Source organism: Rathayibacter sp. Leaf185 (genome assembly GCF_001423885.1).
Taxonomy (GTDB): domain Bacteria; phylum Actinomycetota; class Actinomycetes; order Actinomycetales; family Microbacteriaceae; genus Rathayibacter.
The window spans coordinates 616,179-637,932 of record NZ_LMPP01000001.1 but is presented as its reverse complement, the minus strand read 5'-3'; the positions used below and the strand labels follow the sequence as shown (position 1 = coordinate 637,932).

Here is a 21,754-nt window from a genome sequence, read left to right as displayed (position 1 = left end):
CGCTCACCGTGCGGACGCGGCCCGGCGCCTCTCGAGCACTGCCGCGAGCACGAACAGCGCCGCCGCGGCGATCGCCCACGGCGCGGTGAACACCAGCGCGCGATCGAGAGGCCGCCACATCGGAGCCACGAGCCCGCCCAGCAGCAGCCCCGCGCCCGCGCCGACGAGGGCGTTCGCGACCGTGCCCGCGGCGAGACGGCCGCCGCGGCTCAGCCAGACGCGGTCGACCACGCGATCGAGGAGGTAGGTGACGACTCCGACCGGGATGCTCGCGAGCGCGGCGACGACGAGCAGTGCGCCGAGGGCGAGCAGCGTGAAGCCGGGATCGGCGGCGAGCGGAGTCGCAGCCGTGCCGTTCGCCACGTCGGTCAGCGTCCCGATCGAGAACGGGACGACGGCGAGGAGCGAGCTGAGCAGCGCCCGGACCGCATGTCGGCGTCCACGCGCGCCCGGCTCGGTCGTCACAGCGTCTCCGTTCCTCGCTCCGCGCGCTGCCGGAGCAGCGGGCCTCCCATTCTGCAGCCGGTTCAGCTGAGCTCCGTCTGCTGCGCGCCGAGGCCGGCGGACGCGGACCAGCTCCCGAGCAGCCGCAGGCCCTCTCCGGACGCCGAGCCGATCGGCGCGGAGAAGGCGATCAGGAGCAGGCCGCGGTCGTTCGTGAGCTCCATGCCCTCGTAGCCGAGGTCGAGGTCGCCGACGACCGGGTGGCGGAGGCGCTTCACTCCGGTGAGGTGCTCGCGGACGTCGTGCGACGCCCACAGGCGGCGGAAGGGCTCGCTGCGGGTGGAGAGCTCGCCGATCAGGTCGGTGAGGAGGCGGTCGTAGGGGGCGCGCCCGGCCTCGGCGCGGAGCAGGGCCACGGTCTGCGCCGCGGTGTCGTCCCAGTCGCGGTAGAAGCCGGGCGCGCGGGGGTGCTCGAAGACGAAGCGGCCGAAGTTCGCCGGGCGATGCGGCTGCTCGAGCATCGGCGAGAACACCGCTGCTCCGAGCCTGTTCGTCGCGAGGACATCGAGCCGGCCGTTCTGCACGAGCGCGGGGACGTCGCGCATCCCGTCCAGGATCTGCTGCACGATCGGGCGCACCTTCTGCGGTCGGCTGGTGCGGCGGCGGCGGAGCGGGTGGGCGCCGTCGTTCGCGGTCCGGACGAGATCGTAGAGGTGCGAGCGCTCGGCATCGTCGAGCTGCAGGGCGCGGCTGACGCCCTCGAGGACGGTGTCCGAGACGCCGGAGGCGTTGCCGCGCTCGAGCCGCACGTAGTACTCGACGCTCATCCCGGCCAGCAGGGCGACCTCTTCGCGTCGCAGCCCGACCACGCGGCGACGGCCGCCGAAGTCGGGCAGGCCGGCCTGCTCCGGAGTGAGCCCGGCGCGACGGGAGATCAGGAACTCGCGGATCTCGTTCGGAGTGTCCATGCCGTCGAACCTACGACGGTCGCGAGTGCCGAGAGGGTCACCAGCATTAACCCTGTCGGCAGAGACTCCCTCACTCCGCGGCCGGAGCCGAGAGTGGAGGTGTTCCCGCCATCGAAGAGAGAAGACGCAGATGAAGAACGCACGACTCGGAGACCTCGAGGTCTCGCGCATCGGCCTGGGCGCGATGACCATGGCCGGCACCTACACGACCGGCGGCGGACTCGACGACGACGAGTCCATCCGCACCGTCCAGCGCGCCCTCGACCTCGGCGTCACCCACATCGACACCGCCGAGATCTACGGGCCGTTCCACAGCGAGGAGGTGGTCGGCCGCGCGATCCGGGGCCGTCGCGACCAGGTCAGGATCGCCACCAAGTTCGGCCTCGTCTCGCACTCCGGAGGCGGACCCGGCACCGTCGACAGCAGCGCCGCGAACGTGAGGGCCGCGGTCGAGGGCTCATTGACGCGTCTGGGCACCGACCGCATCGACCTCTACTACCAGCACCGGGTCGACCGGGGCACTCCGATCGAGGAGACCGCCGGAGCCGTCGCCGATCTGATCGCCGAGGGCAAGGTTCTCCACTTCGGTCTCTCGGAGGCGTCGCCGGAGACCATCCGCCGCGCGCACGCCGTGCAGCCGGTCTCGGCGCTGCAGACCGAGTACTCGCTCTGGACCCGCGACGTCGAGGCCGAGATCCTGCCGCTGCTGCGCGAGCTGGGCATCGGCTTCGTCCCGTACTCGCCGCTCGGTCACGGGCTGCTCGCCGGGCAGCTGCGCTCCGCGGCGGACATCCCCGACGGCGACTGGCGCACGACCAATCCGCGCTTCGTGGGGGAGAACTTCGACCGCAACCTCGCCCTCGTCGACGAGGTCCGGGCCGTCGGCGCCGAGATCGGCGCGACGCCGGCGCAGACCGCACTGGCCTGGATCCTCACCCGCGGCGACGACATCGCGCCCATCCCCGGCACCCGTCGCGTGGCCCGGGTCGAGGAGAACACCGCCGCCGACGCCGTCGAGCTCGGCCCGGAGCAGCTCGACCGCCTGAACGCGATCGAGCCGGCCGCGGGGGAGCGGCACGACGAGGCGAACATGGCGTCGATCGACCGGTAGGACGCGACCGCGGCGCGAGTCGTCCCGTTCAGGCGCAATCGGGGCCCGGGTGTCGGTGGTCCTTGCTTCGATAGGTGAATGGCAGTAGGAGCAGAGACCAGACCCGCGGAGGCGCCACTCGACGACATCCGCGAGGGCGCCGACGAGGTCGGCCGGCTCGCCCGCCACGCGAGCCTCGACCTCCTCGCCTCCGCAGAGAAGCTCTACGCCGTCTATCGGCAGGGGCTCGCGATTCCGCTCGCGTTCGCGCGCGGCGGCCTGTCTAACCGCGAGTCCCTCGATCTCGTCGAGCGCTCCCTCCGCGCCGAGCTCGCGACCGGATCGGGGGTGTCCGAGGGGGAGCTGTCCCGCGAGCTCGAGCGAGCGCATCTGCTGGTCGAGGATCTGCCGCGGACTCGTACGGCTCTCGCGGCGGCGCGGATCCGGTGGCGGGCGGGCGAGGTGATCTGCGCGGCCGCCGCGATGCTCCCGAAGGAGTCGCTCGCCGAGTTCGACGAGCGCGCCGCCGACCTCGCCCTGTCGACGACGCCGACGCAACTGCGACGAGCGGTGGACCGGTTGCGAGACGAGCTGCACACGACGCCCCTCGCGCAGCGGCACGAGCGCGCCCGCGCGGACCGCGGTGTGTGGCTCACCCCGGAGATCGACGGCATGGCGACGCTGTCGGCCCACCTCCCGGCTGCTGCTGCGGTCGGTGTGTGCCACCGCCTCGACCGCATCGCCCGCGCCCTCCGCGAGGGTGACGGCGATGCTGCTGCGGGCGACCAGCGGACCCTCGCGCAGCTGCGTGCCGACGCCCTCGCCGATCTGCTCTGCGACGGCGACATCGCCGGAACGACCCCGTTCAGCGACGGGTCGGCGACTCCGCCGACGTTCGTGCCCGGAGTGCGCGCAGAAGTGCGCCTCACGCTGGCCGCGAGCACCGCGGCCGGGCTCGACGACGCTTCCGCCGACCTCGACGGCTACGGTGCGATCCCCGCCACGGTCGCCCGAGAACTCGCCGGAGTCGCGGCCTCCTTCACCCGCGTCCTCACCGATCCGGACACCGGCGCCGTCATCTCCGTGGGCCGAACCCTCCGCGTGCCACCGTCGCAGATGCGCCTCGCGCTGCAGCTGCGTGATCAGACGTGCCGCTTCCCCGGCTGCACCCGGCCCGCCTCCACAGGCGAGGCCGACCACACGATCGAGTGGCGCAACGGCGGCGAGACCGCCCTCCACAACCTCGCGTCGCTCTGCACCGCCCACCATCACGTCCGCCACGGCGACCGCTGGACCTACCGCCTCCACCCCGACGGCACTGCCGACTGGACCACTCCCACCGGCCGCCACGTCACCACCCGTCCACCCGTACTCCCCGGACGACCACCCGCAGCGCCGCCTCCGCGGTTCGCCGACGCGCCCCCGCCGTTCTGACGCGCCCGTGCGCGTCAGGAAGGACGCGCGCCGTCACTCGCCGCCGAGACCGAATCGTGACTCGTGAGAGCGCTCTCTCTGGCTGTATCCTGCAGGGGACACGATGTCCGGCCTCGACCCGGCGCCGGTCGCACGGGTAGTCGGCCCGAAGAGCCCCGGCGACATCACCACTCAACGAGGAGGAACCATGCGGTCATCCCTGCACCGCCGAATCACCCTGCCGATCGCTGTTCTCGCGGCCGCAGGCATCGCTCTCGCGGGCTGCTCGAGCAGCAGCGACCCCAACGACCCCAACGCCGGCGGCGACAACGGCGGCACCGCGGCCGCGGGCGACGGCGTGGTCAACATCTACGGCACCATCAACGGTGACGAGGCCACCCTCCTGGAGCAGTCCTGGGCCGACTGGGAGAAGGAGTCCGGCATCGACATCAAGTACACCGGCGACAAGGGCTTCGAGCAGCAGATCGGCATCAAGGTCCAGGGCGGCGACGTCCCCGACCTCGCGATCTTCCCGCAGCCCGGACTGCTGGCCGACACGGTGGCGTCGGGCAAGGTGAAGGAGCTGCCCGAGGGTGCCCTGAAGAACGTCCAGGACAACTGGTCGGAGGACTGGCAGAAGTACGGCCAGGTCGACGGCACCCAGTACGGCGCGCCGCTGATGGCGAGCGTCAAGGGCTACGTCTGGTACTCCCCGGCGAAGTTCGCGGAGTGGGGCGTCTCGGTCCCGACGACGTGGGACGAGATGGAGGCGCTCGGCACGACGATCGCCGAGAAGTCCGGCGGGCCGTCGTGGTGCGCGGGCTTCGCCTCCGACGCCGCCTCGGGCTGGCCCGGAACGGACTGGATCGAGGACGCCGTCCTCCGCGAGTCCGGCCCCGACGTCTACGACTCCTGGGTCGCCGGTGACACCCCGTTCACCGACCCGAAGATCAAGCAGGCCTTCGACTCCGTCGGCTCGATCCTCCTCGACCCGACACTGGTCAACGCCGGCTACGGAGACGTCTCGTCGATCAACGCGACCGCGTTCGGTGACGTCGCGCAGAACATCGCGAACGGCTCCTGCGCGCTGACCCACCAGGCGTCCTTCTTCGAGGGCTTCCTCACCGGAGCCGACGCGACGGTCGCCGAGGACGGCGACGTGTGGGCGTTCCTCACCCCGCCCATCAACGCCGATGACGACCAGGCCGTCACCGGTGGTGGCGAGTTCGTCGCCGCATTCGCCGACGACGAGGACACCGCGAAGGTCCAGGAGTACCTGGCCAGCGCCGACTGGGCCAACAGCCGCGTCACGCTCGGCGGAGTGATCTCGGCCAACACGGGCCTCGACCCGGCGAACGCGAGCAGCGACCTGCTGCGCAGCTCGATCTCGATCCTGCAGAGCGAGGACACCACGTTCCGCTTCGACGCGTCCGACCTGATGCCCAAGGCCGTCGGCTCCGACAGCTTCTTCAAGGGCATCGTCGACTGGGTCGACGGCTCGAGCACCGACCAGGTCCTGGAGTCGATCCAGGCCGGGTACACCTCCTAGCGGGCACGAGAAGGGCCGCCGTCCTCCGGGGCGGCGGCCCTTCTGCGTCCGTCGGCTCCGGTGCGTCCGGACGAGACGCCGATTCAGGAGTGGAGCCGGATCCGCCAGGGCAGGACCGACCAGATCCCGACGATCGCCGCGGCCGTGACCACGGCCATCGTGATCGCGAGGGGGCGCGTGGTCACGACGTCGAAGACGAGGAGGACCGTGCCCACCAGGACGAGAGCCACCGCGCTCAGGGTGAGACGCAGGAGGATGTTCGCCGCGTGCACGAGGGACTTCTTGGCGCCGCGGCGGAACAGCTCGCGGTGCAGGCTGACGGGTGCGAGCCCGAGCAGAGTGGCGAGCACCGAGACGGTGACCAGCACGAGGTAGACGTCGATCTGGAACGCGTCGAGATCGGTGAAGCGCTGCTGGAAGGCGATCGCGAGCAGGAATCCCGTCAGGATCTGCGTCCCGGTCTGGATGACCCGCAGCTCCTGGAGGATCTCGTTCCAGTTCCGGTCCAGTCGCTCCGTCTCGGTCTCGTCCCGCCCGTCGCCCTGAGCATCGGAGGCGGGATCGAGGGGCGCGGCGTCAGCGGACATCACCACATTCTCGCCTGCGCGATCCGCTCGTGCGGCATCCGGAGGGCGCTCGCCGGTTCTGCGGATCGTGGAGGCTCGTCCGTCGAACCGCGAGCCGGAGGCGTCGTACTGAGCAGAACCTACTGGTCTTCGGAATGGTGCCGCCGGCTCGAGGGCGCCTCGTTGCGCCCCTGACCGGGCCGGGCGTCGCGGAACCCTCGTCGTGACCCCCCATCGGGTGTGAGACTTTCTCGCGACACCCGGACAGACTGACCGGCGCCTCCCGACCTGCTCCATCGACACGGAAGACTCCGATGGAGACCGCCACCGCCCTGGACCCGTCGCCCGCGCGCGATCCCCGCGTCCCACCGCTCATCGCCCTTCTGCGCTCACCCGCCGCCTGGGCGCACGCACGGTGGTCGGACCTCGGCGCGGTGCCCACCGGGCGACGGGTCCCCGGCAGCGTCACGGTGTTCGTCGTCGTCCTCGTGATCGGGGCCCTCGCCTCGGTCGTCTCGGTCTCGTCGGGGGCGGGGATCACCTACCGGGACGAGCAGCTGCACCTGAGCATCGCCCGGCGGCTGTTCGACAGCGCGACACCCGGGTTCCAGCAGCTGGGCACGGTCTGGCTGCCGGTGCCCCACCTGATCCTCGCCCCGTTCGTGATCGACTTCGGCTGGTGGGTCAGCGGAGCCGGGGCCGCGATCGTCGGGACCGTCTGCCTGGCCGCCTCCGCCTCCGCTCTGTACCGCATCGCCGCGCGGATGCGAGGGGGTCGCACCGCGCGCCTCGCGACCGTGGCGGCCTTCGTCAGCAGCCCCGCCGTGCTCTACGTGTTCACCACTCCGCTCACCGAGCCGGTGCTGATCGCGGGCCTGCTCGGATGCATCGCCGGGCTCGCCCGCTGGGTCACCGCCCGGCGCCGGCACTCGTTCGGCGAGACGGCGGTCTTCTGCGGCATCCCGCTCGCGATCGCGGTCATGTCGCGCTACGAGGGCTGGGCGCTGCTCGCGGGCGGAGTGCTGTTCGTCCTCGTCGTGTCGTTCCGCCGCGACCGCCGGGTCGCCTCCGCGGTGTCCTCGGCGATCGGCCTGGCGCTGCCCTCGGCGGTGGCGATCGCCTGGTGGCTCGCCTACAACGCCGCGACCTACGGCAACCCGCTCGAGTTCGCGAACGGCCAGTTCTCGGCCGCAGAGCTGCAGCGCGGCATCACGGAGGCGGGGCTCGTCACCACCGCGGGGAACCCGGGTATCTCGGTCTACGTCTACGGCTGGAGCATCGTCCAGGCGTTCGGCCCGGCGACCGCCGTCCTGGCCACCGGCGGTGCGGTGCTCCTCGCCGTCCGCGACGGGCTCTCGGACCGCTTCCTCCTTCTGGGCCTCACCTCGGTGCCGGCGCTGTTCTCCCTCGTCAGCCTCGCGGCGGGCCAGTCCGTGATCTACAGCGACCACACTCTGCCCACGGGCTGGTGGAACACGCGCTACGCGCTGGTCGCCGGCCTCTTCACCTCCGTGCTGATCGGATACCTCGTGCAGGCGGTCGTGGAGGCGCGCGGCCGAGCTCGCCCCACCCCGAGGACGTTCCGCGCGGCCGTCGGCGTGACGGTGCTCATCGCGCTCGGCGGTCAGTCGCTGTGGATGCTCCAGGCGCCCGACCGGGTCGCGGTGCTCGCCGAGGCCGCCGACCAGCGCGCGGCCTTCGCCGACCTCCGCCGCTCGTTCACCTGGCTCGGCGGCGAGTACGACGGAGGCGGGATCCTGGTCGACGAGAGCCAGAACCCCTTCGTCCTCGACCTCGGGCTGCCGCTCGTCGAGCTCGTCGACTACGCGGCGGGCGACGCGTTCGTCCTCGCGCAGGAGGACCCGGAGAACTCGGTCGAGTGGATCTTCCTGAACGAGGACAACGAGGTCGACACGATCGCGAGGACGCTCTCGCGGCACCCGGAGCGGCTCGAGGGGTTCGCCCTCGTCCACTCCGACGGGCCGTACCGCGTCTATCGGAGGTGGTGACGGGGTCGCGCCGCCGGGCGCCCGGCCTGCCACGCACGCCGAACGATCGCGACCGTGAAGCAGATGCCTGCCCCGACCAGTGACAAGGCTGCTGACACGGTCATCCCCATCGGCTGAACCGACGTGCCGTCGGCGCACATCGCCGTGCCCAGGAACTTCTCCGTGCTGGGGTAGCTCCCGCGCACCAGGCACGTCTCCTCCGGATCCCACGCGAAGATCCCGGAGACGGTGCTCAGCACGACCGCGACGACGACGAGGAGCAGTCCGAGCACGAGGGGAGCGGCGGCACCCTTCCGCGCAGGCTGTCCGGCACTCACGTCGCCGTACCCTCGTCCTCCTCCGAGCCGCCGACGTCCGTCACGGACGATTTGCGCGCAGCGACCGAGAACATGAGCGGCAGACGCTCGCGACCGTCGGGCAGGACGAAACCCTCGGCTGTCGGGACGAGCGTGGGCAGCGCCTTCCACGGGATGGTCGTGTGCTCGTCGAAGGAGACGATCGTCAGCCCGGCGCGCAGCAGCGACCCGAGGATCTCGGAGAGGGAGTGCGGCCACTGGTAGGTGGTGACGTGCTCCTCGATGAGGGTGTCGCTGGCGTAGGTCGTTCCGTCATCGAAGCGCTGCGGTTCGCCGGTGGGGAAGTACGGCTCGGTGACCACGAGGAGGTCGTCGTCGCGCTCGTAGGCGAGGGCGCTCATCATCGGGTGCCCCTCGCGGAGGAAGAAGAGCCCGCCCGGGCGCAGGAGCGTGTGGATCGTGCGCGCCCAGGCGTCGAGGTCCGCGAGCCAGATCAGGACGCCGACGCTGGTGAAGGCCACGTCGAACTCGCGCCCGAGCACGGCCGGCGCGTCGTCGTTGAGGGTCTGCACGAACTCCGCCTCGAGCCCCGCGCGAGCGGCGAGCCCGCGGGCGGCGCTGACCGCCTCGGCGGAGAAGTCGGTTCCCGTCACGCGCGCGCCGAGCCGCGCCCAGCTCAGCGAGTCCGTGCCGATGTGGCACTGCAGGTGCACGAGATCCAGACCCTCGACCGAGCCGCCGGGCAGGTGGGGTGCCATGAGCGCCAGGTCGCCGAGGACCCGGTTGGCGTCCGGGTCGTCGGCGAACGCGTCAGCGCCGTAGGCGATCAGGTGGTCGGAGACGCGCGCGTCCCAGTTCACGCGGTTCGCTTCCACGTATTCGTCGGTCATCATCGGCTCCTGAGTCGGGGGATGAAGCCCGCCAGACTCCCAGGCGCGGCGCGGGCCGTCAAGCGCGATGTCACCCGAGCCCGACCGCCGGACATCACTCCGATCGAGCGCTGGGCGCGGCCACCACGGGACCTCGAGAATAGTCGCAGAGCGAGGGGGGAGCCGATGGCCGACGCGAACGAGCACTGCATCTTCTGCGTGATCGCCGAGGCCGATCCGCACGGGCAGACCTTCTACGAGGACGAGCACGTCGTCGCCTTCCTCGACATCGCCCCCGCCGCCGAAGGCCACGCCCTCGTCGTACCGCGGCGTCACGCCGCCGACGTCCTGAGCATCACCAGCGACGACTTCGCGGCCGTCGCGCGGGGAGCGCACGCTGTTGCCGCGCTGCTGAACGAGGAGATGCGGCCGGACGGGCTGACGATCGTGCAGAGCAACGGGACCGCTGCGGGACAGGACGTGCTTCATCTGCACGTGCACGTGATCCCGCGCTTCGCGAGCGATGCGCTCGTGCCGCCGTGGAACTCGTCGCCGGCGGGCGCCGTTCAGGGTGTCGCTCAGTTGACGGACGCGCTCCGTCGTCGAGTCGCCGCCCAGTAGGTCACCGAGCGGGTCGACCGCCTGCGCCGTCGGACGGCGGGTCATCCGCACCTCGCGCAGGCCGTCCTCGATCTCGGCCCTGCGGTGCCCGCGCTTAACGGGGGGTACCCGGATCTGCCGGTGCTCGACGGGGGATGCGTCACACTGAGCGCGTCGACTGCCGCGTCCCGTGTGCTTCTCGGCCGGGTCGTGCCGATGCCGTGCGGCGCGAACGCCGACCTGCCTCGTCCTCCGGTCGACGTCGAACCTCCCGATCCCTCGCCGGACCGAACACCCTGGAGCGCACCCATGACCGACCTCGAAGAGACCCCCACGGAGTCGACCGGTCCCTCGCGACGTCGCATCGCGGAGGCCGCGGGCTGGTCCGTGCCGCTCGTGATCGCCGCCGTCGGCGCACCGGCCGCGCAGGCGAGCACGACACCGCCGCCCGCGTTCGAAGGTCTCACCGGGTTCTGGGGTGCCGTCTCGACGGCGCGCCAGATGTTCGACACCACCTTCACGGTGGTCAACACGGGCACGAGCAACTACGACTTCAACTCGATGACGATGTTCAGCAGCAACCGCGCGCAAGACGGCCATCAGGGTGCCCTCGTCATCATGGGGCTCAGCGGGTACATCCAGACGAATGAGGCGACCTACACCGGTCGGTTGAACCGTTCGGCCGGGATCCCCTGCATCCTCTACAGCATCGAGGAGTCCGGGGTGATCGTGCCGGGTGGACAGCTCGTGATCGACGTCTCCGTGGGGCGGAACCCCGACGGCATCGTCGAACTCGTCCCCGCCCTCGCCCCGTTCGTCTACTTCAACCAGAACCCCGCACCGACGAGTTTCCCGCCGAAGACCTTCACCACCTGAGCTGCGCCGCCATCACCACCGTCGACCGCACAGTGATGCCGGGGGAAGTGCTGACGATCGGCGCGCTGGGTCAGCGCGTCGGGATCGATCCGGCCGCACTCGATCTGCACGAGATCGTCGAGATCCGACGACTGTGGGCGCGCGCGACGACGAACTCCGGCGCGACAGCCCCGGAGTCGTCGTTCCCGATGCGTCGCACCGACACACCCTTCGAGCACCGCGCGTCGGCGGCGATCTCGGAGGTGACGCTGCGGGCGATCGAGGCCGCGCAGGGCTCGCTCCTGATGCTGCACGCCTGCGCCCTCGCCGACCCGTCGGGCGCGACCGTCGTGTTCGTCGGGCCCTCCGGTCGCGGGAAGACGACGGCCGCTGCGACCCTGGGTCGCTCCTACGGGTACGTCACCGACGAGACGACCGGCATCACCCCGGACGGGCGGATCCTCCCCTACGAGAAGCCGCTCCTGATCCGGACCGCGGAGGGCATGCCCAAGCGGCCCTTCTCGCCCGACGAGCTCGGCCTGCTGCCGGCGCCCGCGGACCCCCCCCTACGAGAAGCCGCTCCTGATCCGGACCGCGGAGGGCATGCCCAAGCGGCCCTTCTCGCCCGACGAGCTCGGCCTGCTGCCGGCGCCCGCGGACCCTCGGCTCGCCGCTCTCGTGATCCTGGATCGCGACCCGTACCTGATCGGGCCGGCGCAGCTCGAACTCCTCGACCTGGCCGACGCGATCCCGCTGCTGGTCCCCGAGACCAGCGCCCTGCCCGCGCTCGAGAACGGCATCCCGATCCTCGCCCGCCTCTCAGCCGGCGTCGGCGGCGTGCATCGGGTCCGGTACCGCGACGCGGAGCAGCTCGTCACGATCACCGCCGAGCTGCTCGCGGCGCCGCCCGCACCCGACCCCCACTGGCGTGACGTGCCCGGTCGGAACGCGGTCACGGACGGACAGCGGGTCATCACCCTCGCCACCGGCACCGTGCACGTGCTCGACGGCATCGCCGCGACCATCTGGCACCACCCGCACCTGCACGGCGACACCCTCACCGCAGCCGTCACCGCCGAGCACGGGCACGTCGACGACGCGGCGGAACGCGTCAGCGATGCGGCGGCCGCGCTCGAGACGCTCGGGCTGCGCGCCTCGGAACAGCTGCGGGCGGCATCGCCCCGGCTTCAGGGCCGAGGCTCACTCCGGCCGCGCTGAGACCGCGGCGTCGAGTGATGGACGGGGTGGAGCGTCAGCCCACGTGCACCGACAGGTTCTCGCCGAGCTGCGTCCAGCCGTCGCCGGTGGCGTCCTCGGGAGCCGCATCGTCCGGGTGGATCCGCACGGTCCACTCGTTCTGCTTCGAGACCGTGTCTCCGCAGCCGCTCACCAGCCCGTCGTCGGAGTGGACGATGATGCATCGTCCGGCCGTGTCCCGACCGTCGGCGCGGTAGAAGTCGAGGCCGTCGACCGAGCCGGCGAAGTCGACCGACTCGGGATCGAGGTTCTCGGCGACCCGTCCGAGGAAGGGGAGCACGTCCCGCTCCTCCTGCACCTTGTCGTAGTCGGAGTAGGTGGTCGAGTTCTGCTCGGCGCAACCGACGAGAAGGGGGAGCACGATCGCCGCGGTGATCGGACCGATCATGTACGCGCCTGTTCGAGAGTGCACAGCCGCCCCTCCCTCGTTTCCGTTCACCCTAGGTCTCGGAGCCGTCGAGCGGTGCGGCGAATCCGCACTGGTTATCCTGGCGTCAGCGTCGCGTGCCGGTGGCAGTCCGTGTCAGGCATGGAGGCGCCGAACCGAAGGACCGTGGATGCTCGCATCACTCCCTTCGTCGTCGCGTGACTGAGCGCGACACGACCCGGCTGCTCGCCTGGAGCACCGAACTGCGCACCGTGCACCAGCGCCTCCGCGATGCCCTGGCGATCGCCCGGGAGGCTGCTCACGACGGGGGCCCGAGCGAGCAGGCCGGCCGCGACCTGCTGCTCTTCTGCCACGGCTTCTGCGCGGCACTCGACGGACACCATCGCGGCGAGGACCGCGCCCTGTTCCCCGCGATCGAGGAGGCGCATCCGCACCTCGCACCCGTGCTGCGGGCCCTCGAGCGCGATCACTCGATGATCGGGCACCTCCTCGGCGGTCTCCGCGACGCCCTCGACGGAGCCGCTCCACCGGACGAGCTCGACCGGCACCTGGAGGGTGTGGCCGCGATCATGGAGAACCACTTCCGCTATGAGGAGCGGCAGCTGCTCACCGTCCTCGAGGGTCTGCAGCTGGATGCCGCGGTACACGACGTGCTCGGACCGCTGTGACCAGGAGCCGCGAGCCGTCTGCGAGAGTGCTGGCATGCCGTCTCCGCAGTCGCTGTCCGAAGAAGATCGTCGTCTCGTCGCAGGGTGGGCCGCCGACTGCGCGGAACGGGTGCTGCCTCTGTTCGAGGCCGAGGCTCCGGAGGACGAGCGCCCGCGCGACGGGATCGCTCGCGCGCGGGCGTTCTCGCGGGGCGAGCTGGAGGCGGCGGGGGAGATCCGGCGGCGGTTCGTCGCGGGGCGGGCGGCGCAGTCGGCGACGTCCCCGGTGGGAAAGGCCGCGGCGTGGTCCGCGGGGCAGGCGTCCGGAGTCGCGCACATGGGAGCGCACGCGCTCGGCGCCGCCGCCTACGCGGTGAAGGCGGCCGAGCTGGCGTCCCCTCAGCGGGGTGGCGAGGCCGAGATCAGGTGGCAGGTCGAGCACCTGAGCCCGCCGGTGAGGGCGGCGCTGCGACGGCTGCCACTTCTCGCAGAGGACCCGTCCGGCCCTCTCGGTTCCGGTCTGCTGGCGTCGGGCGCGCTCGGGTCGACCATCCGCGCTCTTCAAGCGGCTCTCGCGGAGGAGGAATGAGCGTGACGAGCGCCCTGGTGGACCGGTGGGTCGAGGGGTGGTGCGACTCCCGTCGGATGCTCGGCCGGCGCGACGGCGACGGCTGGCTGGTCGAGGTCGCGGCGGACACTCGATCGCGGGAGTCCATCAGTGCGGCGCCGTCGCTCGCTGAGCTTCATCGTCTGGTGGCCCTCACCACCGCGCCGGACGTGTGGCTGACGCTCGTCGGCGACCTCGATGCGCAGCACCTCGCCGCGGTGGCCGCCCTCGACCCGGTGACGAGCGGCGAGCGCATGATGACCGCCGGCATCCTGCCCGCTGAGGTGCCGCAGCGCGTGAGCATCGAGGTGGACGGGCGGGTCGCGCATGCCCGCATCGAGGTGGAGGGCGCGCCGGCCGCTCGCGGGCAGGCGGCGGTGCGCGGAGGCGACGTCGTGTTCGATCGCATCGAGACGGTTCCCGAGTTCCGTCGACGCGGCTTCGGCGCCCTCGTCATGACCGGCCTGGGCGCGTGGGCGGCGGAGAACGACGCGACGACGGGCCTCCTGATGGCGAGTGCCAGCGGGCGCCGGCTCTACGAGAGCCTCGGCTGGTCGGTCGTCGCGCCGATCGTCACCTTCCGAGGACGGGGGTAGGCCGGCTCCCGCTCAGGCCGCCGCGTGCTCCGGAGCGGTCGGCTCCTCCGTGGCCCGCGAGTCGGTGAGGGACAGCGAGCCGATCGTGGCGATCACGCCGACGAGGACGGCGACGGCGAGGTAGATGATCCGCTCGCCGGCGAAGAAGGACTGCACGAGGTCGGAGCTCCACGCGCCGGCCGGGAGGCTCTTGGTGACGAGGGCGGCGATGAGGGTGCCGACGACGGCCGTGCCGAGGCTGGTGCCGAGCTCCTGCGACGTGTCGTTGAGGGCGGCGCCGATCGAGGTCCGGTTCTCGTCCATCGCCTCGACGAGAGCGACCGCGCAGATGGTCATGATCGTGCGCAGTCCGATCGTGAGCACGATCATCATCGCGGCGATCGCGAGGTAGCCGTGCTCGACCGCCCAGGCCATGCCGAGCAGTGCGCCCACCAGCAGTCCGGTGCCGACGAGGCAGGCCATCCGGTGGCCGAGGCGGGCGGCGAGCTGCTCGGCGATCGGAGTCGCGGCGATCATCGTGACGATGATGGGCAGGTTCGCGAGACCGGCCTGCATCGGGCTCCAGCCGTAGGCGTACTGGAAGTGCAGGATCAGCCCGAACAGCACGCTGGCGAACGCAACCGAGGCCGCGAGCTGCGTGAGCGCCGCACCCCGGACCGGTCCGGTGCGGAAGATCGCGAGGTCGATCATGGGCGAGGTCGCACGGCGCTCCCGGAGGAGGAATCCGACGACCGCGGCGACCGTCCCGACCGCGCAGGCCAGGGTGACGAGCGAGAACCAGCCGTCCTGCACTCCGCTGGTGAGGGTGTAGCAGCCGAGCCCGATCGCGGCGACGGTGAGGGCCGCACCGGGCAGGTCGAGCCGCTCGGAGGTGAGGTCGGCGCGCCGGTCGGGCGGCACGCCCATGCGGACGCCGATCCAGGCGATCAGGGCGATGGGCGCGTTGATGACGAGGAGCCACTGCCAGCTGAACTGGCTGAGGACCGTCCCGCCCAGGATCGGACCGAGGACGAACCCGGACATGCCGACGATCATGACGATCGTGATGGAGCGCATCCGCAGCTTCTCGTCGTCGAAGAGGCGGAAGATCAGCGACATCGTGACGGGGGCCATGGCAGCGGCAGCGCCTCCGAGCACCGCGCGCAGGGCGATGAGGTGGCCGATGTCGGTGACGAACACGACGGCGAGGCTGATCAGGCCGAAGGCCGCGAGGCCGCTCAGCAGCACGCGACGTCGCCCGAACCGGTCGGCGGCAGACCCCGCGGTCAGCAGCAGTCCGCCGAAGGTGAGGGAGTAGGCGCCCGTCACCCACTGCAGTCCCGCCGTGCCGCTGTCGAGCGAGCGGCCGATCGTGGGCAGGGCGATCGAGAGCAGGGTGTTGTCGACCATCTCGACGAAGAAGGCCAGGCAGAGAGCGGCCAGAGGGAGTGCTGCGGCGCGCAGCGAGGTGTAGGCCGGGGGCTTGGTGGGGCTGATCGTGAGCGCGCTCATCGCGGACCTCTCTATCGAACGTCGTACGACTATCGAACGACGTTCGTTAACATAGAACGGCGTTCGGTAAGATGCAAGGCATGGCTGCAGATCGATCGACGGAGACCGAGCGCGCTCGTCCGACCCGTGCCCGGGGCCGTCAGCGGGCGTCGCACTCGCTCGACACGGTGCTGGGGGAGGCCATCGCGATCCTCGACGAATCGGGCGAGCCCGCACTGACCTTCCGGGCGCTCGCGGCGCGGCTCGGCGGAGGCGTGGCGAGCATCTACTGGTACGTCGCCAGCCGCGAGGAGCTGCTCGATCGCGCGACCGAGGAGGTGATGGGCCGGGTCCTCGAGGAGAGCGAACCGCTCACCCATGGGCCCGACCCGGTGGCGAACGTCCGCGCCATCGCCGTTGCGCTGTTCGACGAGTTCGTGCGCCGGCCGTGGTTCGGCCAGTTCATGCTCCGCAACAACGGGCTGCTGCCGAACTCGATGGCGATGTACGAGCGGATCGGCCAGCAGCTGTTGACGCTGGACCTGACGCCACGGCAGCGCTTCCACGCGGCGTCGTCGATCGTGAGCTACGTCGTCGGCGTCGCCGTCGATCTCGCGCAGCCGCCGCCCAAGGAGTTCCTCGAGAGCGGGCTGGAGCGGCTGGAGTTCCTGGCCGTGCTCGCCGACCGGTGGCGGGATCTCGACCCGGAGGCGTTCCCCTTCTACCACCAGGTCGCCGACGAGATGGCGACGCACGACGACATCGACGTGTTCCGCTCCGGACTCGATCTGCTGCTCGACGGGCTGCGCCTGCAGGCCGGCCTCGGACCGGACCTCCGGCGCTCGTAGGGGACTCGATACGCCTCAGGCGGTGGCTGCTCGACCAGCGGGGCTGCCGGCTCGCCTCCGCTCAGGGGCTCGGCTTCATCCAGAAGGGCGAGTAGTGGTAGCCGTCGAGGTCGTCGAACTGCCGCTGGTACATGAAGGGGTAGTCGTCGGTGTCGCCGACACGCCCGCCGGCGGCGCGGGCGCGCTCGACGAACTCGTCGACCGCCTCGCGGCTGCCGAGGTCGAACGAGACGGTGACCTTCGAGGGGGTGCCGGGTCCGCCGATCAGGTCCTCGGTACCGCCGACGCTCGCGTACATCTCGCGACTGCCGAGCATGACGTACTGGTCGGGTGCGATCGCGAAGCACGCCGCGTTCTCGCCCGACATCTCGGCGTTCATGGTCCAGCCGAGGGCGGTGTAGAAGGCGGTCGCGCGCTCGACGCTCTCGACCGGGCAGCTGATGAAGAGGCTCATGCGGCCCACACTCCGCCGTCGCTGGCGCGAGGGCAAGGAAACCGCTCGTTTCCGCGAGCGGAGTCGGTCGACGGAATGGCGTGGTGACAGCTCCGGAGCCTAGGCTCATCGGATCGCGTCCCTGCCCTCGATGCGCTGAATCGTGTTCGTGAATCAGCAGAGGACGTCGCCATGAAGACCCTGTTCCACACCGGCGGGTCCGTCGACCTCGAGAACGAGACCGCGGCCGCCGTGATCCGCTACTCCCTCGCCCTCGCGCACCGCCGCGAGATGGGCACCGTGACGCTCGACGACGCCGGGCACCCGGAGAGTCGGTCGCAGGTGCAGATCGTCGTCGGCCTCGGCGTGCCGCTGTCCGTCCACGGCGTCCTCGGACCCGACGAGGTGACGCGAAGCGGGGACACGGGAGCCGACATCGACGCGCGGACAGCGGGACTCGGCGCCCCTCTCGTCGTCGGTCTCGCGGACGGCCCGGACCACGCGGAGGCGTACGACTACGACTACGACGTCGGCTTCGATCTCGAACTGATCTGACGCACTCGTAATCCGAGGCGGCCCCGCGCTCCAGGCGCGAGCCGCCGCCTCAGGAGGCGCTCCACGCGATCTCGAGCTCGCTGCGTCCGCCGGGCGGCAGCACGGTCAGTGGCCCGAGCACCTCCAGCTCCACCAGGTGCGCGGTCGGGTGCAGGCCCTCGAGCGAGGCGATCGGCGCGTCGGTCGGCCGCTGCAACCAGACCTCCACCTTCGAGCCGCCGTCGGGCCACTCGCCCTCAAGTGCGGGGGCGGTCGCGAGGCGGAGGGAGGCGCCGCCCGGCTCGCGGTACCGCACGGATCCCGAGGCCCGCGGATAGCCGCGCTTCGCGACTCCGCTGCCGAATGGCAGGACGACGTCGCGGCCCTCGAGGGACGACGACACCGCGCCCTCGTACGAGCCGAGGTCGAGCTCGAGCGGATCGTGATCGTGCGGCACCACGACGACGCCGCCGGGAGCGGTCGCGACCTGGCACACCTCCCAGATCGCCCACCTCCGCTCGGTCGCCGACACGTTCTCGAACGTCACGCGCTCGCCGAACGACGATCCGGTCGCCGGGATCGTGAAGCGCCGCGTCACGCGGAGGCCGGAGCGCGGATCGTCCGGGCTCGTCAGCACCACCTCGACCGACGACGGCTCCCGCGTCCACTCGGACGCCCAGGCCCCCGAGTCGAGCACCGGATCGGGGGGCCCCGCCCACTCGCCGGGCCCCGACCAGCCCTGCGGCGCGGGCCAGGTCTTCGAACCGCCGAGGTTCGCCCAGCTCGACATGCCTGCGGTCCCGGCCGGCCACGCGGCGACCGGCACGATCGGGGTCAGCGTCGCGGAGACCAGCTCCGGGTTCCGCCAGAGCAGCTCCCGCCCGTCCACGACCAGCGAGAGGAGGCGCCCGCCGCAGCTCGGCGCGAACACCAGCGCCAGATCGGGTGTGGTGACGGCGAGCAGCGGCAGGTCGTCGCCTCGCGACTCGACGATCACGGCAGGTCGCGCACGGGCAGCGACTCGCGCAGGCCGGCGACGACCCGGCGCAGGCGGGCCACCTCGGCGTCGCGGAGCTGCTGCGGATCGGTGTGGAACAGCAGCATCGTCGGCAGCGAGGTCGCGAAGTAGTCGACCTCGCCGGGGGTGACTGCGAGCTCGTCGACGAACGCCTCGAAACGGTCGAGGACCTCGGCGGCGGCCCGCTCGTCGCCGAGGCGGGCCAGGGCGAGGATCGCCGCGGCGCTGCGCTCGGTGAACGGCTGGGCGGCCATCCCCGCGAAGTCGCCGGTCGCGCGCGACGACTCCGTCCAGGCGGCGCGCGCGCCCTCGGTGTCGCCGCACGCCGCGAGCGCGTCGCCGAGGGCGAGGTGCAGCTCGGCCGTCGTCGCGAGGGTGTGCCGGGCCTCACCGAGGGTCGGCGGAGGCGTCAGCGCGGCCAGCACGAGCGAGCGCGCGGTCTCGGGATCCCCGGCCGCACGCGCCGCGGCGAGGGAGGCGTCGTCCCAGGCGCCGAGCACCTGGCCCTCGCCGCCCTCCCAGGGCTGGAAGCGGCGCGACGCCAGCGCCCGCAGCGCCTCGTCGTGCCGGCCGACGGCCGTCAGCAGCCGCGCCGAGACGACGCTGAGGTCGTCGCGCTCCTCGACGAGTGCGGGCCGCGCCTCCAGGGTCGCGAGGCGGGTCGCGGCACTCTCGCCGCGGCGCTCGGCGAGCTGGTCGGCCTCGAAGAGCAGCCGGGCGTCGTCGGGGAGGCGGCGGCGGGCGGAGGCGTAGTGGCGCGCGGCGAGATCCGGGTCGTGCAGCACGTTGTAGGCGGCGACGCCGAGGTTGCGCTCGACGAGCGCTGCGGCGGAGTCGTCGAGGTCGCACTCGAGTGCCGCGCGCCAGGCGTCGATCGCGTCGGAGCCTCGACCGCGGTCGTAGTACCAGCTGCCGAGCAGCGACCAGGCGAGGCCGTCTCGCGGGTCGCGCGCCACCGCCTCCTCGAGCACCGCGATGTCGTCGAGCCGCGAGGGGAGGCAGTGGGTGGCGTCGCGGTGGCCGACGTCGACGGCTCGGCCGAGCAGTGCCGCGCGGTGGTACGCGATCAGCGGAGCGACGTTCACCTGGCCGAGCGCCGTGACCGAGCCGTCCGCCAGGTCGAGGACCTCGAGCGCCTCCTCCGCGTACCCCGCCGACGCGTACTCGAGGGCGACGTCGAGCAGCGTCGGCGCATCGGCGGTGAGCGGCTCGCCCGCCAGGTGCCGCGCCCACTGATCGAGCGGGTCGATCGCGAGCGTCTCGGCGAGGAGGCGCTCGGCCTCCTCCGCGCGGCCCAGGGCGCGGAGGCTGAGCGCCAGCAGATCGCGGGCCTGCAGGTTCTCGACGTCGTGCCGCAGCACCGTGCGCAGCAGCTCCTCCGCGCGCGCCGGATCGACGAGACGGGCGAGGGCGAGCGAGGCGGGGGCGACCCACGCGGAGTTCCAGGCGGACTTCGCGAACGCCTCCGCCGCCTCCGTCACGCGGCCGAGGCGGCGCAGGGTGAGGCCGAGACGGTAGTGCGCCTCGCCGTCGGCCGGGTTCGGCGCCCAGGCGAGCTGGCGCGCGAGGGCGGTGCGGAGGAGCGCGAGCGCCTCCTCGTACCGAGCGGCCCCGTGGCGGCGCGCGGCCAGGGCGACGTTGCTGCGCAGGTCGCAGGGATCGCGGCGCAGCGCCTCCTCCCAGTACGGCTCGGGCGATCGGGTGGCGTGCCGGTACTGCTCGAGGTACTGCCCGATCAGGAAGAGCTCCTCGACGGTGCCGACCTCGGCGGGTCTCGGCGGTGCGACCGCGGGCGCGGGCGCCTCACCGCGCGGCTCGGTGCGCTCGACGGCGGATCCCGGAACGGCGACCAGCAGACGCCCGCCGTGGCGCACCTCCACCACGAGATCGGCGAGCCGCACGCCCGGCGGCAGCGCGAGATCGACGACCACCGGGGAGCCGGGCGCCGCGTCGTGCAGCGAGGGCGCGAGGGCGCTGCCCGCGACGGCGCTGCCCGCGACTGGGCTGACCACGATCTCGAGACCGGAGCGGACCGCCGTGACGGCCACGCCGACCCGCAGCACCGACTCGTCGACGAGGTCGAGCCGGAGGGCCGCGTCGCGCGTCGCCTGCTGCGCCGGCCCGATCTCGGTGATCGGGTACCAGTACTGGCTGAAGGTCTTGGTCTCGCCGGGTGCGAGGAACGAGAAGTCGGGCTGGTTGTCGGTGTACACGCCGGCCATCAGCTCGACGTAGGGGCCGTCGCCGTCGGTGAGGTTCGCGTCCCAGGCGTGGCCGAACGGAGCATCGCCCCAGGTCCACTGCTTCTTGCCGGGCGAGATCGCGCGGTCGGCCCAGTGCACGAATCCTGCACGGCGGCCGTGGTCGTAGCCGCCGAAGAAGGCGTCGGCCGTCTGCGTGACCATGTACGAGGTCGGCACGGGGATGTTGCGGTACCAGTCGAGCCGATCCGCATCCGGATGCTCCGCGTCGACGCGGGCGGGGTAGTCGACTCCGTAGTACTCGCCCTCGACTCGCGGGAACGAGACCACCGCGCGCTTGGCGTGGTCGGCCACGTACTCGACGTCGGTGGGGAAGAACGACTGGTAGTCGTCGTTCACCGCCGCCGCGACGTTCGCCCACCAGAGGAAGGTCTGCACCTCCTCGCTGCGGTTGAACAGGCGCACGCGCGCCTCGATCAGCGACGAGTCGGGGCGGAGGCGGATGCCGTGCATGCCCTTCATCCGCGCGAAGGGATCGTGGTCGGAGCACCAGACCGTCACGGAGCCGTCGTCCTCATGCTCGATCGAGACGTCGGTCGGGAGGAACGTGGCGGGACGGTGGTGCTGCGGCCAGTTGAACTCGATCCCGCCCGAGATCCACGGCCCGGCGAGCCCGACCAGCGCCGGCTTGATGACGTTGTTGCGGTAGAAGACGTCGTAGTCGGCGCTCTTGTCGTAGGCGATGTGCAGGCGGCCGCCGAGCTGCGGCAGCACCACGAGCCGCAGCCAGCGGTTCTCGAGGTGCACCGCGTCCCACGAGTGCGGCGCCTTCTCGGCCGCGATCCGCTCGTGGAACGGGAGGGGGAACACCCGCCCCGACGAGCCCTGGTAGACGCGGGAGTCGAGGAACGCGGGATAGCGGTCCGGCTCGCCCGGCAGGTAGGTGTCGATCAGCAGCGGCTCCGTCCACACCGCGACCGCGGCATCGGCCTGGTCGGCGGGGACGGGCGGGAGGATCAGGGTCGACTCGGCGGTGAGCATGCGCTCATCGTAAGAACAGGCCGCAGGCAGGCGGAACGACCGATCCGGCGGCCTG

22 protein-coding genes are annotated in these 21,754 nt (G+C 71.9%); 12 read left to right on the top strand and 10 right to left on the bottom strand.

Going from position 1 to position 21,754, the window contains the following annotated elements; all coding sequences use genetic code 11:
* Nucleotides 1–3 precede the first annotated feature (3 nt).
* Complete coding sequence (locus ASG06_RS03190) at nt 4–465, bottom strand: hypothetical protein (RefSeq protein WP_056038379.1); 462 nt, start codon at nt 463–465, stop codon at nt 4–6.
* A gap of 62 nt (nt 466–527) precedes the next feature.
* On the bottom strand, nt 528–1,412 hold the full coding sequence (locus ASG06_RS03185) for a helix-turn-helix transcriptional regulator (RefSeq protein ID WP_056038376.1): 885 nt from the start codon (nt 1,410–1,412) through the stop codon (nt 528–530).
* A 130-nt stretch (nt 1,413–1,542) separates the two neighbouring features.
* On the opposite strand from ASG06_RS03185, the gene ASG06_RS03180 reads away from it, so the two are divergent.
* The 3 genes from ASG06_RS03180 (at nt 1,543) to ASG06_RS03170 (ending at nt 5,464) form a co-directional block, all read left to right on the top strand.
* The gene (locus tag ASG06_RS03180; protein ID WP_056038373.1) at nt 1,543–2,523 is read left to right on the top strand and encodes an aldo/keto reductase; all 981 of its coding nucleotides are present in this window, start codon (nt 1,543–1,545) and stop codon (nt 2,521–2,523) included.
* Between the two features lie 78 nt (nt 2,524–2,601).
* On the top strand, nt 2,602–3,936 hold the full coding sequence (locus ASG06_RS03175; RefSeq protein ID WP_056038370.1) for an HNH endonuclease signature motif containing protein: 1,335 nt from the start codon (nt 2,602–2,604) through the stop codon (nt 3,934–3,936).
* A 187-nt stretch (nt 3,937–4,123) separates the two neighbouring features.
* Complete coding sequence (locus ASG06_RS03170; protein WP_056038367.1) at nt 4,124–5,464, top strand: ABC transporter substrate-binding protein; 1,341 nt, start codon at nt 4,124–4,126, stop codon at nt 5,462–5,464.
* An 83-nt stretch (nt 5,465–5,547) separates the two neighbouring features.
* Here the strand turns inward: ASG06_RS03170 and ASG06_RS03165 are convergent, their stop codons facing one another.
* Nucleotides 5,548–6,051 (bottom strand): DUF6328 family protein, encoded by a 504-nt coding sequence (locus ASG06_RS03165; protein ID WP_056038365.1) that lies wholly within the window; start codon nt 6,049–6,051, stop codon nt 5,548–5,550.
* 293 nt (nt 6,052–6,344) lie between these two features.
* Here ASG06_RS03165 and ASG06_RS03160 point away from each other — a divergent pair, with 293 nt between their 5' ends.
* A complete protein-coding gene (locus ASG06_RS03160; protein ID WP_056038361.1) occupies nt 6,345–8,039 on the top strand; it encodes an ArnT family glycosyltransferase in 1,695 nt (564 codons plus the stop codon).
* Here ASG06_RS03160 and ASG06_RS03155 read toward each other — a convergent pair.
* Both ASG06_RS03155 and ASG06_RS03150 read right to left on the bottom strand, forming a co-directional pair.
* Entirely contained in the window at nt 8,024–8,356 is a 333-nt protein-coding gene (locus tag ASG06_RS03155; RefSeq protein ID WP_056038357.1) for a hypothetical protein, read from the bottom strand. The two genes, ASG06_RS03160 and ASG06_RS03155, sit on opposite strands and share 16 nt — an antisense overlap.
* On the bottom strand, nt 8,353–9,225 hold the full coding sequence (locus ASG06_RS03150) for a class I SAM-dependent methyltransferase (RefSeq protein ID WP_231727597.1): 873 nt from the start codon (nt 9,223–9,225) through the stop codon (nt 8,353–8,355). Before ASG06_RS03150 ends, ASG06_RS03155 begins: the two co-directional genes overlap by 4 nt.
* A 165-nt stretch (nt 9,226–9,390) precedes the next feature.
* On the opposite strand from ASG06_RS03150, the gene ASG06_RS03145 reads away from it, so the two are divergent.
* The 3 genes from ASG06_RS03145 (at nt 9,391) to ASG06_RS03135 (ending at nt 11,877) form a co-directional block, all read left to right on the top strand.
* Nucleotides 9,391–9,825 carry an HIT family protein gene (locus ASG06_RS03145; protein WP_056038350.1) on the top strand — a complete coding sequence of 145 codons (435 nt, stop codon included), beginning with the start codon at nt 9,391–9,393 and terminating at the stop codon, nt 9,823–9,825.
* A gap of 288 nt (nt 9,826–10,113) precedes the next feature.
* Nucleotides 10,114–10,680, top strand: coding sequence for a hypothetical protein (locus tag ASG06_RS03140; RefSeq protein WP_056038347.1), 567 nt, complete (start codon nt 10,114–10,116; stop codon nt 10,678–10,680).
* A gap of 582 nt (nt 10,681–11,262) precedes the next feature.
* Nucleotides 11,263–11,877, top strand: a complete 615-nt coding sequence (locus ASG06_RS03135) for a hypothetical protein (RefSeq protein WP_056038342.1) — start codon at nt 11,263–11,265, stop codon at nt 11,875–11,877.
* Between the two features lie 34 nt (nt 11,878–11,911).
* Here ASG06_RS03135 and ASG06_RS03130 read toward each other — a convergent pair whose 3' ends face one another.
* A complete protein-coding gene (locus tag ASG06_RS03130) occupies nt 11,912–12,304 on the bottom strand; it encodes a hypothetical protein (protein WP_056038339.1) in 393 nt (130 codons plus the stop codon).
* 197 nt (nt 12,305–12,501) lie between these two features.
* On the opposite strand from ASG06_RS03130, the gene ASG06_RS03125 reads away from it, so the two are divergent.
* Genes ASG06_RS03125 through ASG06_RS03115 form a run of 3 tightly spaced genes read left to right on the top strand, consistent with a single transcriptional unit; the run spans nt 12,502 to nt 14,154 of the window.
* On the top strand, nt 12,502–12,972 hold the full coding sequence (locus tag ASG06_RS03125) for a hemerythrin domain-containing protein (RefSeq protein ID WP_056038334.1): 471 nt from the start codon (nt 12,502–12,504) through the stop codon (nt 12,970–12,972).
* A gap of 34 nt (nt 12,973–13,006) precedes the next feature.
* A complete protein-coding gene (locus ASG06_RS03120; protein WP_056038331.1) occupies nt 13,007–13,540 on the top strand; it encodes a putative immunity protein in 534 nt (177 codons plus the stop codon).
* Nucleotides 13,537–14,154: a GNAT family N-acetyltransferase gene (locus tag ASG06_RS03115; protein ID WP_056038328.1), complete on the top strand. Its 618-nt coding sequence runs from the start codon at nt 13,537–13,539 to the stop codon at nt 14,152–14,154. Before ASG06_RS03120 ends, ASG06_RS03115 begins: the two co-directional genes overlap by 4 nt.
* Nucleotides 14,155–14,166: 12 nt before the next feature.
* On the opposite strand, the gene ASG06_RS03110 is transcribed toward ASG06_RS03115, so the two are convergent.
* On the bottom strand, nt 14,167–15,645 hold the full coding sequence (locus ASG06_RS03110; protein ID WP_056038325.1) for an MFS transporter: 1,479 nt from the start codon (nt 15,643–15,645) through the stop codon (nt 14,167–14,169).
* A gap of 80 nt (nt 15,646–15,725) precedes the next feature.
* Between ASG06_RS03110 and ASG06_RS03105 the strand changes: the two genes are divergently transcribed.
* A complete protein-coding gene (locus ASG06_RS03105; RefSeq protein WP_056038322.1) occupies nt 15,726–16,472 on the top strand; it encodes a TetR/AcrR family transcriptional regulator in 747 nt (248 codons plus the stop codon).
* 61 nt (nt 16,473–16,533) lie between these two features.
* On the opposite strand, the gene ASG06_RS03100 is transcribed toward ASG06_RS03105, so the two are convergent.
* Nucleotides 16,534–16,926 (bottom strand): VOC family protein, encoded by a 393-nt coding sequence (locus tag ASG06_RS03100; protein WP_056038319.1) that lies wholly within the window; start codon nt 16,924–16,926, stop codon nt 16,534–16,536.
* 171 nt (nt 16,927–17,097) lie between these two features.
* Here ASG06_RS03100 and ASG06_RS03095 point away from each other — a divergent pair, with 171 nt between their 5' ends.
* Complete coding sequence (locus ASG06_RS03095) at nt 17,098–17,460, top strand: hypothetical protein (protein WP_056038314.1); 363 nt, start codon at nt 17,098–17,100, stop codon at nt 17,458–17,460.
* 49 nt (nt 17,461–17,509) lie between these two features.
* Here the strand turns inward: ASG06_RS03095 and ASG06_RS03090 are convergent, their stop codons facing one another.
* Both ASG06_RS03090 and ASG06_RS03085 read right to left on the bottom strand, forming a co-directional pair.
* The gene (locus ASG06_RS03090; protein ID WP_056038313.1) at nt 17,510–18,436 is read right to left on the bottom strand and encodes a DUF4380 domain-containing protein; all 927 of its coding nucleotides are present in this window, start codon (nt 18,434–18,436) and stop codon (nt 17,510–17,512) included.
* A complete protein-coding gene (locus tag ASG06_RS03085) occupies nt 18,433–21,699 on the bottom strand; it encodes a DUF5107 domain-containing protein (protein ID WP_056038309.1) in 3,267 nt (1,088 codons plus the stop codon). The genes ASG06_RS03090 and ASG06_RS03085 overlap by 4 nt, the downstream gene beginning before the upstream one ends.
* Nucleotides 21,700–21,754 lie beyond the last annotated feature (55 nt).

Coding starts and splice junctions, on each gene's coding strand:
- ASG06_RS03150 (WP_231727597.1), bottom strand. CDS start 9,225: ATGACCGACGAATACGTGGAAGCGAACCGCGTGAACTGGGACGCGCGC.
- ASG06_RS03145 (WP_056038350.1), top strand. CDS start 9,391: ATGGCCGACGCGAACGAGCACTGCATCTTCTGCGTGATCGCCGAGGCC.
- ASG06_RS03130 (WP_056038339.1), bottom strand. CDS start 12,304: ATGATCGGTCCGATCACCGCGGCGATCGTGCTCCCCCTTCTCGTCGGT.
- ASG06_RS03160 (WP_056038361.1), top strand. CDS start 6,345: ATGGAGACCGCCACCGCCCTGGACCCGTCGCCCGCGCGCGATCCCCGC.
- ASG06_RS03095 (WP_056038314.1), top strand. CDS start 17,098: ATGAAGACCCTGTTCCACACCGGCGGGTCCGTCGACCTCGAGAACGAG.
- ASG06_RS03135 (WP_056038342.1), top strand. CDS start 11,263: ATGCCCAAGCGGCCCTTCTCGCCCGACGAGCTCGGCCTGCTGCCGGCG.
- ASG06_RS03140 (WP_056038347.1), top strand. CDS start 10,114: ATGACCGACCTCGAAGAGACCCCCACGGAGTCGACCGGTCCCTCGCGA.
- ASG06_RS03165 (WP_056038365.1), bottom strand. CDS start 6,051: ATGTCCGCTGACGCCGCGCCCCTCGATCCCGCCTCCGATGCTCAGGGC.
- ASG06_RS03115 (WP_056038328.1), top strand. CDS start 13,537: ATGAGCGTGACGAGCGCCCTGGTGGACCGGTGGGTCGAGGGGTGGTGC.
- ASG06_RS03185 (WP_056038376.1), bottom strand. CDS start 1,412: ATGGACACTCCGAACGAGATCCGCGAGTTCCTGATCTCCCGTCGCGCC.
- ASG06_RS03105 (WP_056038322.1), top strand. CDS start 15,726: ATGGCTGCAGATCGATCGACGGAGACCGAGCGCGCTCGTCCGACCCGT.
- ASG06_RS03085 (WP_056038309.1), bottom strand. CDS start 21,699: ATGCTCACCGCCGAGTCGACCCTGATCCTCCCGCCCGTCCCCGCCGAC.
- ASG06_RS03110 (WP_056038325.1), bottom strand. CDS start 15,645: ATGAGCGCGCTCACGATCAGCCCCACCAAGCCCCCGGCCTACACCTCG.
- ASG06_RS03175 (WP_056038370.1), top strand. CDS start 2,602: ATGGCAGTAGGAGCAGAGACCAGACCCGCGGAGGCGCCACTCGACGAC.
- ASG06_RS03170 (WP_056038367.1), top strand. CDS start 4,124: ATGCGGTCATCCCTGCACCGCCGAATCACCCTGCCGATCGCTGTTCTC.
- ASG06_RS03180 (WP_056038373.1), top strand. CDS start 1,543: ATGAAGAACGCACGACTCGGAGACCTCGAGGTCTCGCGCATCGGCCTG.
- ASG06_RS03100 (WP_056038319.1), bottom strand. CDS start 16,926: ATGAGCCTCTTCATCAGCTGCCCGGTCGAGAGCGTCGAGCGCGCGACC.
- ASG06_RS03120 (WP_056038331.1), top strand. CDS start 13,007: ATGCCGTCTCCGCAGTCGCTGTCCGAAGAAGATCGTCGTCTCGTCGCA.